General features: G+C 73.1%; 12 protein-coding genes and 1 pseudogene. 9 read left to right on the top strand and 4 right to left on the bottom strand.

The genetic code is table 11. The annotated features are described in order from the left end of the window. From ACFWNV_RS08435 to efeU, 5 genes are all read left to right on the top strand, one after another. Positions 1 to 1,140, top strand: a complete 1,140-nt coding sequence (locus ACFWNV_RS08435; RefSeq protein ID WP_383942463.1) for a FecCD family ABC transporter permease — start codon at positions 1 to 3, stop codon at positions 1,138 to 1,140. Continuing rightward, on the top strand, positions 1,137 to 2,054 hold the full coding sequence (locus ACFWNV_RS08440; protein ID WP_383942466.1) for a heme ABC transporter ATP-binding protein: 918 nt from the start codon (positions 1,137 to 1,139) through the stop codon (positions 2,052 to 2,054). Before ACFWNV_RS08435 ends, ACFWNV_RS08440 begins: the two co-directional genes overlap by 4 nt. Positions 2,055 to 2,241: 187 nt before the next feature. After that, positions 2,242 to 3,393 carry an iron uptake system protein EfeO gene (efeO, locus tag ACFWNV_RS08445; protein WP_383942469.1) on the top strand — a complete coding sequence of 384 codons (1,152 nt, stop codon included), beginning with the start codon at positions 2,242 to 2,244 and terminating at the stop codon, positions 3,391 to 3,393. A gap of 33 nt (positions 3,394 to 3,426) precedes the next feature. Next, positions 3,427 to 4,740, top strand: coding sequence for an iron uptake transporter deferrochelatase/peroxidase subunit (gene efeB, locus ACFWNV_RS08450; protein WP_383942471.1), 1,314 nt, complete (start codon positions 3,427 to 3,429; stop codon positions 4,738 to 4,740). 18 nt (positions 4,741 to 4,758) lie between these two features. Next, positions 4,759 to 5,601, top strand: coding sequence for an iron uptake transporter permease EfeU (gene efeU / locus ACFWNV_RS08455; protein WP_383942474.1), 843 nt, complete (start codon positions 4,759 to 4,761; stop codon positions 5,599 to 5,601). A gap of 37 nt (positions 5,602 to 5,638) precedes the next feature. Here efeU and ACFWNV_RS08460 read toward each other — a convergent pair whose 3' ends face one another. The 3 genes from ACFWNV_RS08460 to ACFWNV_RS08470 all read right to left on the bottom strand — a co-directional run bounded on the left by ACFWNV_RS08460 (position 5,639) and on the right by ACFWNV_RS08470 (position 8,005). Beyond that, positions 5,639 to 6,256: a GNAT family N-acetyltransferase gene (locus ACFWNV_RS08460; protein ID WP_383942477.1), complete on the bottom strand. Its 618-nt coding sequence runs from the start codon at positions 6,254 to 6,256 to the stop codon at positions 5,639 to 5,641. Next, entirely contained in the window at positions 6,256 to 7,113 is an 858-nt protein-coding gene (locus tag ACFWNV_RS08465; protein WP_383942480.1) for a PhzF family phenazine biosynthesis protein, read from the bottom strand. Before ACFWNV_RS08465 ends, ACFWNV_RS08460 begins: the two co-directional genes overlap by 1 nt. A 121-nt stretch (positions 7,114 to 7,234) precedes the next feature. Beyond that, complete coding sequence (locus tag ACFWNV_RS08470) at positions 7,235 to 8,005, bottom strand: SDR family oxidoreductase (protein WP_383942483.1); 771 nt, start codon at positions 8,003 to 8,005, stop codon at positions 7,235 to 7,237. Between the two features lie 109 nt (positions 8,006 to 8,114). Between ACFWNV_RS08470 and ACFWNV_RS08475 the strand changes: the two genes are divergently transcribed. After that, positions 8,115 to 9,428 carry a Bcr/CflA family multidrug efflux MFS transporter gene (locus ACFWNV_RS08475; protein ID WP_383942486.1) on the top strand — a complete coding sequence of 438 codons (1,314 nt, stop codon included), beginning with the start codon at positions 8,115 to 8,117 and terminating at the stop codon, positions 9,426 to 9,428. Positions 9,429 to 9,512: 84 nt separating this feature from the next. After that, positions 9,513 to 10,517: a small ribosomal subunit Rsm22 family protein gene (locus ACFWNV_RS08480; RefSeq protein ID WP_383942488.1), complete on the top strand. Its 1,005-nt coding sequence runs from the start codon at positions 9,513 to 9,515 to the stop codon at positions 10,515 to 10,517. A 64-nt stretch (positions 10,518 to 10,581) separates the two neighbouring features. Here ACFWNV_RS08480 and ddaH read toward each other — a convergent pair. Continuing rightward, positions 10,582 to 11,418: pseudogene (gene ddaH, locus ACFWNV_RS08485) on the bottom strand (dimethylargininase); the annotation flags it as partial. A gap of 97 nt (positions 11,419 to 11,515) precedes the next feature. On the opposite strand from ddaH, the gene ACFWNV_RS08490 reads away from it, so the two are divergent. Together ACFWNV_RS08490 and ACFWNV_RS08495 are read left to right on the top strand one after the other, a co-directional pair. Then, positions 11,516 to 12,217, top strand: a complete 702-nt coding sequence (locus ACFWNV_RS08490) for a TetR/AcrR family transcriptional regulator (RefSeq protein WP_383942491.1) — start codon at positions 11,516 to 11,518, stop codon at positions 12,215 to 12,217. A 137-nt stretch (positions 12,218 to 12,354) separates the two neighbouring features. Then, positions 12,355 to 13,104: a bifunctional DNA primase/polymerase gene (locus ACFWNV_RS08495; protein ID WP_383942494.1), complete on the top strand. Its 750-nt coding sequence runs from the start codon at positions 12,355 to 12,357 to the stop codon at positions 13,102 to 13,104. The last annotated feature ends 150 nt before the right edge of the window (positions 13,105 to 13,254 follow it).

Raw genomic sequence — 13,254 nt, forward strand, 5'->3', positions numbered from 1 at the left:
GTGCCCCTCTCCTACGAAGCCCCCGGGACGCCGCCCGGAGCGGACCCCCTTCCCGCTCCCGAGCGGGCGGCGCCCCGGGCCGCCCCCACCGCCGCCGGTGCACCGCCCCGGCGGCGGTGGGGTTCCGCCTGGCTCACCGGTGCGCTGGCCGCCGTACTCGTACTGCTCGCGCTGGTCTCCGCCGGAGTGGGGGCCTACGAGATCCCGCTCGGGGAGGTCATCGGGTCGGTGCAGCACCGCCTCGGCCTCGGGGGCGCCGCCCTCGACCGGGTCGGGGAGAGCGTGCTGTGGAACGTACGGCTGCCGCGCGTGGTGCTCGCCCTGCTCGTCGGGGCCAGCCTCGGCTGCGCCGGGGCGCTGATGCAGGGGGTGTTCGGCAACCCCCTCGCCGAGCCCGGGGTCATCGGGATCTCGGCGGGCGCGGCCGTCGGCGCGGTCGCCGCGATCGGGCTGGGCCTGAGCTTCTTCGGCAACTGGACCATCACCGCCTGCGCGTTCATCGCGGGGCTGATCACCGTCGGCGCCGTCTACCTGCTCTCCCGCAACGGAGGCAAGACCGAGGTCGTCACCCTCATCCTGACCGGCATCGCCGTCAACGCCTTCGCGGGCGCCCTGATCGGCCTGTTCGTCTTCTTCGCGGACAGCGGCCAGGTCAACCAGATCACCTTCTGGCAGCTCGGCTCCCTCGCCCAGGCCACCTGGCCCAAGGTGCTGGCCGTCCTGCCCTGCGCCCTCGCCGGCCTGCTCGTCGCCCCCTTCTACGCGGGCAAGCTGGACCTGCTGTCCCTCGGCGAGCGCCCCGCCCGCCACCTCGGGGTCGACGTGGAGCGGCTGCGGCTCGCGCTGATCCTGGTCGTCGCGCTGCTCACCGCGGCGGCGGTCGCCGTGGCCGGGATCATCACCTTCGTCGGGCTGCTCGTACCGCACCTGCTGCGCATGGCCAACGGTCCGGGGCACCGCTTCCTGGTGCCCGGCAGCGCGCTCGCCGGAGCCGTGGTGCTGGTGGCCGGCGACCTGGCCGCCCGGACCCTCGCCCAGCCCGCCGAGCTGCCGCTCGGCGTCCTGACCGCCCTCCTCGGCAGCCCGTTCTTCTTCTGGCTGCTGCGCCGCACCCGTCGCAAGCAAGGAGGCTGGGCATGAGCGTCCGGCTGCGTTCCGGCCTCGCCGCATTCCGCGGGAACAAGCGCACCGTTCCCGCCCGGCCGGCCCCCGGCGCCCCGCTCGCCGAGGTCACGGACCTGCGCCTGCGGCTCGGCGGGCGCGAGGTGCTCGCCGGGATCGGGCTGACCGTGCGCGCCGGGGAGGTGCTGGCCCTGGTCGGGCCGAACGGCGCGGGCAAGTCCACCCTGCTGGCGGCCCTGTCCGGGGATCTGCCGGCCACCTCCGGTGACGTGCGGATCGACGGGCGCCCGGTGGGCGGCTGGACCGCTCCCGAGCTGGCCCTGCGCCGGGCGGTGCTCCCCCAGTCGGCCGAACTGGCCTTCCCCTTTCCCGTGGAGGACGTCGTACGGATGGGCCGGGCCCCCTGGGCGGGCACCGGACCGGCCGAAGACGACGAGGAGGCGGTGGCCGGCGCCATGGCCGCCACCGAGGTGACGGACTTCGCGGCCCGCCCGTTCTCGGGGCTCTCCGGCGGTGAGCGGGCCCGGGTCGCGCTGGCCCGCGTGCTGGCCCAGGGGGCCCCGCTGCTGCTGCTCGACGAGCCGACGGCGGCCCTGGACCTGCGCCACCAGGAGCTGGTGCTGCGGATCTGCCGGGACCGGGCGGCGGCCGGGGACGGGGTCGTGGTGGTCCTGCACGACCTGGGCCTGGCCGCGGCGTACGCGGACCGGGTCGCGGTGCTGCACGACGGGCGGATCGCGGTGGACGGCCCGCCGGCGGAGGTGTTCGAGGACGGCCTGCTGAGCCGGGTCTACCGCCAGCCGGTGGAGGTGCTCCCGCACCCGCGCACCGGGGCGCCGCTCGTGGTCCCCGTTCGGGGCGGCGGACCGGAGCGGCCCGCAGCGGACCGTTCCGCCGTACGGAACGCCCACCCGGGTTTGACCTCGGCTTGACCCGGTCATGGGGGTGGCGTGGGGCACCCGTGACGGCCCCGTGTCCGACCCCGGGATGTGTGGGCTGAATCACTGGACGTGCGGGTATGGGTCAGGTAAGCCTCGGTTAAGTTAGGTCCGCCTCACCGGCCGCTCACACCCGATCGGGGCGGCCGTCTGCCGAACGCCAGACTGCCAGGAGCCCCCTATGCGCCCCGTCCGCCTCACCGTCGTCACCGCGGCCGCCGTCGTGGCCGCCCTCACCGCGGTCACCGGCTGCTCCGAGAAGAGCGACGCGTCCGGCGACGGCACCATCAAGGTGGCGGCCTCCGACTCCGCCTGCGAGGTCTCCGCGAAGGAGTTCCCCGCGGGCAAGGTCGCCTTCGAGGTCGAGAACAAGGGCTCCAAGGTCACCGAGCTCTACGTCCTGTTCCCCGACGACCGCATCGTCGCCGAGCGCGAGAACATCGGCCCCGGCACCAAGGCCACCATCACCGCCGAGCTCAAGGCGGGCGACTACGAGATCGCCTGCAAGCCCGGCATGAAGGGCGACGGCATCCGCCAGCAGGTCAAGGCCACCGGCGCGGGCGGCACCGAGAAGCGCAGCCCCGAGGCCGACGCCGCGGTCGCCGCGTACCGCAAGTACGTGCAGGAGCAGGCCGACGAGACCATCCCCAAGGCGCAGGCCTTCGCGGACGCGGTCAAGGCCGGCGACGTCGAGGCCGCGAAGAAGGCGTACGCCCCCTCGCGCATCGGCTGGGAGCGCACCGAGCCGGTCGCCGAGTCCTTCGGTGACATCGACCCGAAGGTCGACGTCCGCGAGGACGGCCTGGAGGCCGGCCAGGACCCGGAGAAGGACTGGACCGGCTGGCACAAGCTGGAGAAGTCCCTCTTCGAGGGCAACAAGATCGACGACGCGGACAAGAAGCTCGCCGAGACCCTGATGGCCGACCTGACCGTGTGGCAGAAGAAGGTCGGCCAGGCGGAGATCACCCCCACCTCGATGGCGAACGGCGCCAAGGAGCTCCTCGACGAGGTCGCCACCGGCAAGGTGACGGGTGAGGAAGAGCGCTACAGCCACACCGACCTGGTCGACTTCAAGGCCAACGTCGAGGGTGCGGAGAAGGCGTTCGAGCTGCTCAAGCCGATCACCTCGAAGACGGACCCCGCGCTCACCACCGAGCTGGAGAAGCAGTTCACGGCGCTGACCAACCTGCTGGAGAAGTACCGCCCGAACAAGGCCGCCTACGAGTTCACCTCGTACGACAAGGTCGGCGAGGCCGAGCGCAAGGAGCTGTCCGACGGCGTCAACGCGCTGGCCGAGCCGCTCTCGAAGCTCGCCGCCGCGGCCGCGAAGTAAGTCCGGAACAGCAGAGCAGGCGGGAGACCTCACATGAGCGAGCCGGTGTCCGGGCAGGAGCCCGCGTCGCAGGACGCGGCACAGGGCGCGCTCGACGGCGCGTCGGAGCAGGCGGTTTCCGGTGCGCCCTCGCGCCGGACCGTCCTCGGCTGGGGCGGCGCGGGCCTCGCGCTCGGCGCCGCGGCGGCCGGCGGTACGGCCGTCGCCCTGAACTCCGGCTCCGACATGGCTCCGGCGGCCTCGGCCGGCGCGGCCGTGCCGTTCCACGGTGAGCACCAGGCCGGCATCGCCAGTGCCGTCCAGGACCGCCTGCACTTCGCCGCCTTCGACGTGAAGACGAAGGACCGCGCCGAGCTCGTCCAGCTCCTCAAGGACTGGACCGAGGCGGCCCGCCTGATGACGGCCGGCCGGCCGGTCGGCGAGGGCGGCTACGGCGGCCTCCCGGAGGCGCCGCCGGACGACACGGGCGAGGCGCTGGGCCTGAAGGCCTCCCGCCTCACCCTGACGATCGGTTTCGGGCCGGGCCTGTTCGCCAAGGGCCGCTTCGGCCTGGAGGGCAAGCGCCCGGGCGCCCTGATCGACCTGGAGCTCTTCCCCGGCGACAACCTCGACGCGGCCCGCTCGGGCGGCGACCTGTGCGTCCAGGCCTGCGCCGACGACCCGCAGGTCGCGGTGCACGCCATCCGCCAGCTCGCCCGCATCGGCTTCGGCAAGACGGCGGTGCGCTGGTCGCAGCTGGGCTTCGGCAAGACCTCGTCGACCACGCCCGACGAGCAGACCCCGCGCAACATGATGGGCTTCAAGGACGGCACCCGGAACATCGCGGGCACCGACAAGGCGGCCCTGGACAAGCACGTGTGGGTCGGCGCCGGCGACGGCAGCGACTGGCTGACCGGAGGCTCGTACCTCGTGGCGCGCCGGATCCGGATGAACATCGAGACGTGGGACCGCACGTCCCTGGGCGAGCAGGAGGACATCTTCGGCCGCGACAAGGGCGAGGGCGCCCCCGTCGGCAAGTCCAAGGAGCGCGACGAGCCGTTCCTGAAGGCGATGAAGCCGGAGGCGCACGTGCGCCTCGCGCACCCGGACTCCAACGACGGTGCGACGATCCTGCGCCGCGGCTACTCCTTCACCGACGGCACGGACGGGCTGGGCCGCCTCGACGCGGGCCTGTTCTTCCTCGCCTACCAGCGCGACGTGCGCAAGGGCTTCGTACCGATCCAGCGCAAGCTGGCGAAGTCCGACGTCCTCAACGAATACATCCAGCACGTGGGTTCGGCCGTCTTCGCCGTCCCGCCGGGCGTCCGTGACAAGGACGACTGGTGGGGCCGGACGCTGTTCGCGTAGGGGACGAGGAGAACCGAAGTGTTCAGCAACTATCTGATCGGACTGCGCGAGGGGCTGGAAGCCAGCCTCGTCGTCTGCATCCTCATCGCCTACCTGGTCAAGACCAAGAACCAGGACAAGCTGGCGCCGCTGTGGCTGGGCGTCGGCCTGGCCGCCGCCCTGTCCCTGGCCTTCGGCGCGGGCCTGGAGTTCGGCACGCAGGAACTGACCTTCAAGGCTCAGGAGGCGATCGGCGGCACCCTGTCGATCGTCTCCGTGGGCCTGGTCACCTGGATGGTCTTCTGGATGAAGCGCACCGCGCGCAACATGAAGTCCGAGCTCCAGGGCAAGCTCGACGCGGCCCTCGCGATGGGCACCGGCGCGCTGGTGACCACGGCGTTCCTGGCCGTCGGCCGGGAGGGCCTGGAGACCTCGCTGTTCGTGTGGCGCTCGGTGCACGCGGCCGGGAACGGCGCGGGCCCGCTGATCGGCGTGCTGCTCGGCATCGGGTCGTCGATCGTCCTGGGCTGGCTGTTCTACCGGGGCGCTCTGCAGATCAACCTGTCGAAGTTCTTCACGTGGACCGGCGCCATGCTGGTCGTGGTCGCCGCGGGCGTGCTCGCGTACGGCGTCCACGACCTCCAGGAGGCGGACTTCCTGCCGGGGCTGACCAGCAAGGCCTTCGACATCAGCGAGACGATCCCGCCGGACAGCTGGTACGGGACCCTGCTCAAGGGCACCTTCAACTTCCAGCCGGACCCGACCGTGCTCCAGCTCATCGTGTGGGCCCTCTACCTGGTCCCGGTGCTCGTCCTGTTCCTGGCCCCGTCCCGGGCCAAGACCACCACGCCGGAGCCGAAGCCGGAGCCGAGCAACTCCTGACTCACCCCAGGCTGTCGAGTCACCACAGCCTGTCGCATCACCACAGCCTGTCGATCGTCCCCGGGTAGAGGGGGACGCGGATGCCGGTGAAGGCCGCGCGGACCCGGTCCGCGCGGCCTTCGTCGTCCCCGGGCCCTCCGGCGTGGGCGGTGCGGGCGGAGAACGCCCCCAGCACCGTCTTGCCGAGGCCAGGGGCGTCCGTGGCGAGGGGCTCCGCGGGGGTGCCGCCGACCAGGACCGTGCCGGGCAGCACCTCGAAGCCGGCCGCCTCGTAGAACGGGACCAGCTCCGGGTCGCAGCTGAACAGCGCGAGGTCCACCGCCGGATCGGCGTCGAGCAGGGCGCGGGCCGCCGCGACCAGCCGGCCCCCGTGGCCGCGGCCCCGCAGGTCGGCCCGGGTGACCACGCCGCTCAGCCCGGCCGCGCGGTACGTGTGCCCGTCCGCGAGCCGGATCTGCTGGTGGAGGATCGCCAGGCAGGCGGCGACCCGCCCGTCGGCGTCCAGGAGCAGCACCGCGCGCGGGGCGAGCGCCGGGTCGTGCCCGGGGGACGACCCGGGCCAGGCCTGCGCCTCCAGGGCCGCCACCTGCGCGGCGAGCCCGGCGGGCAGGGCCTCGTACGGCTCGTACGTCTCGATCCGCGCTTCGGTCCGCACTAGATGATCAGCGCCCCCGCGCCGCCCACCCGGACCCGGGAGTCCCCGGACCGGAGCTCGACCGTCAGGACGCCGGGGCGGCCCATGTCCTCGCCCTGGTGGAGGGTCAGGACGGCGTCGGCCGGGACCAGGCCGAGCTCGCGCGCGTACGCCCCGAAGGCGGCCGCGGCCGCGCCGGTGGCCGGGTCCTCGACGACGCCGCCGACCGGGAAGGGGTTGCGCACGTGGAACCGCGCCGGGCCCGCCCGGAACACGAGCTGCGCGGTGACCAGGTCGAGGCGCCGCATCAGAGCCTCCAGCCGGGCGAAGTCGTAGTCGAGGTCCGCGAGCCGGGCCCGGGTGGCGGCGCCCAGCACCAGGTGGCGGGCTCCGGCGTAGGCGATCCGCGGCGGGAACGCCGGGTCCAGGTCGGCGGCCGGCCAGCCCAGCGCGGCCAGGGCCTCGGCGAGGTCGGCCGGGTCCAGGTCCTCGGTGTGCGGCTCCACGCTGGTCAGCGTGGCGCGCAGGCCGCCGCCCTCGCGGGTCACCGACACCGGCACGGTGCCCGCCCGGGTCGCGAACAGCAGCTCGCCGGGGCCGACCCGCTCGCCGAGCGCGACGGCGGTGGCCACGGTGGCGTGCCCGCAGAACGGGACCTCGACCTTCGGGCTGAAGTAGCGCACGGAGAAGGCCCGCCCCGGCTCCCCGCCGAGACCCTCGGGCGGGGCGGTGAGGAAGGCCGTCTCGCTGTAGCCCAGTTCGGCGGCGATCTTCAGCATGGCGGCCTCGTCGAGGCCCGCGGCGTCGAGGACGACACCGGCGGGGTTGCCGCCGGCCGGGTCTTCGGAGAAGGCGGTGTAGCGCAGTACGTCAGTCATGATCGGCTCAACGGCGCTCCTCGGGCCCGCATTCCCGAATCCGGGGCGTATTCGCAGGTCGGGACAGGGACGGGCCCGGGGACGGGCCCCGGGGCCGGACCCCGGGACGGTGCCAAAGGGGTCAGCCGCGCCCGATGTACGGCATCGCGGTCGCCATCACCGTCGCGAACTGCACGTTCGCCCCGAGCGGGAGCTCCGCCATGTGCAGCACGGTGCGCGCCACGTCGGCCGCGTCCATGACGGGCTCCACCGCGAGCTGTCCGTTGGCCTGCATGATCCCGGTCTGCATCCGCTCGGTCATCTCGGTGGCCGCGTTGCCGATGTCGATCTGCCCGCACGCGATCCCGTACGGGCGTCCGTCCAGCGACAGCGACTTCGTCAGGCCGGTCATGGCGTGCTTGGTCGCGGTGTACGCGATCGAGTTCGGCCGGGGTACGTGGGCGGAGATGGAGCCGTTGTTGATGATGCGGCCGCCCTGCGGGTCCTGGGCCTTCATGACCCGGAAGGCCGCCTGTGCGCAGAGGAAGGAGCCGGTCAGGTTGACGTCGACCACAGAGCGCCAGGCCTCGTAGGAGATGTCCTCCAGCGGGACTCCGGCCGGGCCGAAGGTGCCGGCGTTGTTGAAGAGCAGGTCGACCCGCCCGTAGCGCTCGCGCACCGTCTCGAACAGCGCGGCCACGTCGTCCGGATCGCTCACGTCGGCCGGGACGCAGAGCACGTCGGCTCCGGCGGCGGCGGCCCGCGCGGCCGCGGCGGTCTCCTCCAGGGGCCCGGTCCGGCGGCCCGCAACGGCCACCGACCATCCGGCGGCGGCCAGGGCCAGGGCCACGGAGCGGCCGATTCCCGAGCCGGCCCCGGTCACTACGGCGATCTTCTTCACGCGTGCGTTCATGGGGCCGCAGGCTACGTCACACCGCGCACCGGTCCCGGGATGTTCCGATTGCTGAGAACATGGGCCCATCAGGGGGTGTGAAGTCACGATAAGAAGACTGGAGTTCCGTATGCCGGAGCGAGGCCACGCGACAGCGCCCTCGAAGGACTCGTCGACGACGAATCCCTCCCCCCTCACCACCGCCCCTCCCCTGACGGCCGCCCGCCGGACGGGACTGCTCGTCACCTTCATCCTCGGCGGGCTCACCGCACTGCCCCCGCTGTCCATGGACATGTACCTGCCGGCCCTGCCGACGGTGACCACGGCCCTGAACAGCCCGGCCGCGACGGTCCAGCTCACCCTCACCGCCTGCCTCGCCGGCATGGCCCTCGGCCAGCTGGTGATCGGCCCGATGAGCGACAAGTGGGGCCGCCGGCGCCCCCTCCTCATCGGCATGGTCGTCTACGTCCTCGCCACCGCCATCTGCGCCTTCGCCCCGACCGTCGAGCTGCTGATCGCCTTCCGGCTGCTCCAGGGCCTGGCCGGCGCGGCCGCGATCGTCATCGCGCGGGCCGTCGTGCGCGATCTGTACGACGGGGTCGAGATGGCCCGGTTCTTCTCCACCCTGATGCTCATATCCGGCGTGGCGCCGATCATCGCCCCGCTCATCGGCGGCCAGGTGCTGCGCTTCGCCGACTGGCGCGGGGTGTTCCTCGTCCTCACCGTCGTGGGCGCCCTGCTGACCCTCCTGGTCTGGCGCAGGCTCGGCGAGACCCTGCCGCCCGAGCGGCGCCAGACCGGCGGCGTCGGCGCCGCACTGCGGACCATGCGCGGACTGTTCGCCGACCGGGTCTTCGCCGGGTACACGCTCGCCGGCGGCTTCGCCTTCGCGGCGCTGTTCGCGTACATCTCCGCCTCGCCGTTCGTCGTGCAGGAGATCTACGGTGCTTCGGCCCAGACCTTCAGCCTGCTGTTCGGCGTCAACTCCCTCGGCCTGATCGCGGTGGGCCAGATCAACGGCAAGCTGCTGGTCGGCCGGGTCAGCCTGGACAAGGTCCTGGGGTACGGGCTCGCGGTCATCACGGCGGCCTCGGTCGCCCTGCTCCTCATGACCGCCGGGGTCTTCGGCGAGGTCGGGCTCTTCGCGATCTGCGCCGGGCTGTTCGTCCTGATGTCCGCGATGGGCCTGGTGATGCCGAACACCAACGCGCAGGCCCTGATGCGCGCCCCGCACGCGGCCGGCTCGGCCTCCGCCCTGCTCGGCACCTCCTCCTTCCTGGTCGGGGCCGTGGCCTCTCCCCTGGTCGGCATCGCGGGCGAGGACACGGCGGTACCGATGGCCCTGGTCCAGGCGACCTGCTCCTTCCTGGCGGTCCTCTGCTTCGTCGTCCTGTGCCGCCCGTGGAGCGCCGGCTCGGCGAAGACACGGCAGCCGGCGGCCTGACCCGTCCGGTGCCGGGCCGGGGCTGCTGCCCGCGCCCGGCACCGGCCCGGCACCGGCCCTGCCCCGGCCCCGTAAACTTGGCGGGTGAACGACACCGCCACCACCACCGCCGAAACCCTGCGCAGCGCCCTCACCGGGCTGCTCGCAGGCCTCCCGCAGAAGCAGGCCACGGCCGCCGTGGAGCGGCTGATCGCCAACTACCGCGGGACCATCCCCACCAACACCCCCGTCCTGCGCAACCGCTCCGACGTGGCCGCGTACGCGGCCTACCGGATGCCCGCCACCTTCGAGGCCGTACGGTCCGCCCTGGACGGGCTCGCCGAAGCGGCCCCGGGCTGGGCCCCGGCCTCGCACGTGGACGTGGGCGGCGGCACCGGCGCGGCGGCCTGGGCGGCGGACGCCACCTGGGGCGGGCCGCGCGAGACGGCGGTACTGGACTGGGCGGATCCGGCCCTGGTGCTCGGCAAGGAGCTGGCCGCGGCCTCCTCCTCCGCCACGCTGCGGGCCGCCGAGTGGCGCCAGAGCATCATCGGGGCGGGGATGGCGCTGTCCGCCGCGGACCTGGTGACGGTCTCGTACGTGCTGGGCGAACTGACCCCGGAGGCCCGCCGCGAGGTGGTCGCCGAGGCGGCGCGGGCCGGTCAGGCCGTGGTGGTGGTCGAGCCGGGCACTCCGGAGGGGTACCTGCGCGTCCGCGAGGCCCGCGACCAGCTGATCGAGGCCGGGCTGCACGTCGCCGCCCCGTGCCCGCACGACGGGACCTGCCCCATCGAGGTCGGCAAGGACTGGTGCCACTTCTCGGCCCGGGTCAGCCGGTCCTCCCTGCACCGCCAGGTCAAGGGCGGCTCCCTCTCCTACGAGGACGAGAAGTTCAGCTACGTGGCCGCCACCCGCTTCCCGGTGGAGCCGGCCGCCTCCCGGATCACGCGCAGGCCGCAGATCCGCAAGGGGCTGGTCCTGCTGGAACTGTGCGGACCCGAGGCCGAGGGACAGACCAAGGTCAACGTGACCAAGCGCCACGGCGACCTGTACAAGGCCGCGCGGAACGTCGACTGGGGCCAGGAGTGGCCGCCCCCGCAGGGGGACTGATGTCCCGGGGGCCTGAACCCGCAGGGGGTCCAGGCCCGTCGGAACCCGCCGTCGGCCGGGCCGGCTAGGGCCTCAGCTCCTGCGTGCAGCACTTCACGCTGCCGCCGCCCTTGAGCAGCTCCCCCAGGTCCATCGGGACCGGCTCGAACCCGCGCGCCCGCAGGGGTGCGAGGAGTCCGGTCGCCTCCTGCGGGAGCAGCACGTGCCGGCCGTCCGAGACCGCGTTGAGCCCGAGGGCCGCCGCGTCCTCGGCCCGCGCGATCAGCGCGTCGGGGAAGAGCCGGCGCAGGACCGCCCGGCTGCCCTCGGAGAAGGCCTCCGGGTAGTACATGATCTCGTCGCCGTCGAGCACGGACAGGGCCGTGTCCAGGTGGTAGTAGCGCGGGTCGACCAGGTCGAGACCGATGACCGGGCGGCCGAAGAACTCCTGGGCCTCGTCGTGCGAGAGCGGGCTGGAGCGGAAGCCCCGCCCGGCCAGGAGGTAGGTGGCGGTGACGGCGAAGTCGCCCTCGCCCTCGTTGACGTGGGACGGCTCGTGGACGTCCTGGAAGCCGTGCCCGCGGAACCAGTCGAGGTGGATCTCCGCCTCGGCGGCCCGCTCGGGGTAGGCGAACCGCGCGCCCAGCACCCTGCCGTCGACGACGAGGGCGCCGTTCGCCGCGAAGACCATGTCGGGCAGTCCCCGGTCGGGGACGAGGGTCTCGACGGTGTGGCCGAGGGCCAGGTAGCGGTCGCGGAGGTCCTCCCACTGGGCCATGGCCAGGGGCAGGTCCACCGGTTTCGTGGGGTCCATCCACGGGTTGATGGAGTACGTGACCTTGAAGTGCGCGGGTGGGCACATCAGGTAGCGCCGGGGTGTGGCGTCTCTGCGCAACGAAGGCTCCTCACGGTGATGAGGAGAGAATCGTCTCTCCTCGGCGGGGACGGCGCAGTGAACTGATTGGGTGGTTTCCTGAACGGCTGAAAGACGAGCGGTTCGTGGTTGATAAGTTGCCGAAATGAGCTCCAGCCCCCTCCCCGATCCCGGATCCGACCCCGGCACCGACCCCGGCACCGGTTCGGGTCCCGTCTCCGCGCCCCGGTCCCCGGACGCCACGCGCCGCAGCGACCGCTCGCGGCGGGCCATCCTGGACGCGGCGCTCGCCCTGGTGGGGGAGGTCGGCTACAACAAGCTGACCATCGAGGCCATCGCCGCCCGCGCCGGAGTCGGCAAGCAGACGATCTACCGCTGGTGGCCTTCGAAGGCCGCCGTCCTGCTCGACGCCTCGCTCGCGCTCGCCGGGGACGCGCAGTCCGAGGGGGCGTGGACCGGCTTCCCCGACACCGGAAACCTGGCCGCCGACCTGAAGTACGTACTGCGGGCGACGGTGGACGAGTTCGCCGACGAGCGGTACGCGGCCCCCGCGCGGGCCCTGACGGCGGCCGGCGCCACCGACCCCGAGCTGGGGGCGCGCTTCACCGAGCAGCTGCTGGAGCCCCAGCTCGCGCTGTACGAGGAACGGTTGCGGTCGGCCCGCGAGGCCGGGCAGCTCCCGCCGGACACCGATCTGCGGCTGACCGTCGAAATGCTCGTCGGACCTCTGACCTACCGCTGGCTGATGCGCACGGCGCCGCTGACGCACGCGTACGCGGATGCGCTGGTGGACGCGGTGCTGGGCGGGGCAGGAGCGGGGGCAGGGGCCGGGTGGGATAAGTCATGACCCCCTGATGGCCGAGAACATATGGCCGATTTCTATGGTTATGTGGGAGTCCTGGTCGGGGGGTGCGGTCACCCGGCGCCCAGGATGGTGGGAACATGTGAGGGTCTGCCGGGGCAACGCTGTAGGTGAGGGGATAGATGGGGTCTGAGTCGGGCCGCGTCAAACGCGGCGAGCAGAGCAGGATTTCCCAGTGGCTGCGCCGCAAGCCCAAACCCGACGCCGCGGACCCCGCACAAGAACGTGAAGCCCTGCTGCTGGCCGTCGCCGCGGCGGGCATGCCGATCTCGCCCGCCGCACATCCGGCCGGCTACCGGTGTTCGTGCGACCGGATCGGCTGTCCGACGCCCGCGCGACACCCCATCTCCTTCGCCTGGCAGACGCAGTCCACGACGGACCGCGCCCAGGTCGAACGCTGGGCCCGCGACCAGCCCGCGGCCAACTTCATCACCGCGACGGGCATGGTCCACGACGTACTCGACGTCCCCCTGGAAGCCGGGCACAGCGCGCTGGAACGCCTGCTGGCCGCCGGCATCGAGGTCGGCCCGGTCGCCGAATCCGGCGGTACGGGCGACCAGGCCCGGATGCTCTTCTTCACCGCCACCCGGGGAACGCCCGAGGACGAGGACGAGTGGTGGCCCTGCGAACTGGACTGCCACCCCGAGACGATGGACGAGCACCCGGGGCTGCGCTGGCACTGCCGGGGCAGCTACGTCCTGGTGCCGCCGGCCGCCCTGCCGGGGGACCTCGCGGTGAGCTGGCTCCGCGGGATGGAGCATCCGCTCGTCGATCCGCTGACCCTGCTGGAAACCCTCACGGACGCGTGCGCCACGTACGCGGGTGCCTCGGATCACGCGCCCGCCACGGTTGCGTGGCCGCTGGGGCGCTGAGCGGCTGCATTTTCAGCCCCGCCGGCGTTTGAGGCGCGGGGGTCCGGGGGCTGGCCCCCGGCTACGGCGCCGCACCCGCATCGGGTCCGGGGCGAAGCTCCGGGGAACGGGGGAAGGGCGGGTAGGGGACAGCCCCCGCAGGGCCCTCCT

It is taken from the genome of Streptomyces sp. NPDC058401 (assembly GCF_042722885.1).
GTDB lineage: Bacteria > Actinomycetota > Actinomycetes > Streptomycetales > Streptomycetaceae > Streptomyces.

Bases quoted from the DNA above. Each gene is read 5' to 3' on its own strand.
- efeO (WP_383942469.1), top strand. From the start codon at position 2,242: ATGCGCCCCGTCCGCCTCACCGTCGTCACCGCGGCCGCCGTCGTGGCC.
- ACFWNV_RS08440 (WP_383942466.1), top strand. From the start codon at position 1,137: ATGAGCGTCCGGCTGCGTTCCGGCCTCGCCGCATTCCGCGGGAACAAG.
- ACFWNV_RS08490 (WP_383942491.1), top strand. From the start codon at position 11,516: ATGAGCTCCAGCCCCCTCCCCGATCCCGGATCCGACCCCGGCACCGAC.
- ACFWNV_RS08475 (WP_383942486.1), top strand. From the start codon at position 8,115: ATGCCGGAGCGAGGCCACGCGACAGCGCCCTCGAAGGACTCGTCGACG.
- ACFWNV_RS08470 (WP_383942483.1), bottom strand. From the start codon at position 8,005: ATGAACGCACGCGTGAAGAAGATCGCCGTAGTGACCGGGGCCGGCTCG.
- ACFWNV_RS08465 (WP_383942480.1), bottom strand. From the start codon at position 7,113: ATGACTGACGTACTGCGCTACACCGCCTTCTCCGAAGACCCGGCCGGC.
- ACFWNV_RS08495 (WP_383942494.1), top strand. From the start codon at position 12,355: ATGGGGTCTGAGTCGGGCCGCGTCAAACGCGGCGAGCAGAGCAGGATT.
- efeB (WP_383942471.1), top strand. From the start codon at position 3,427: ATGAGCGAGCCGGTGTCCGGGCAGGAGCCCGCGTCGCAGGACGCGGCA.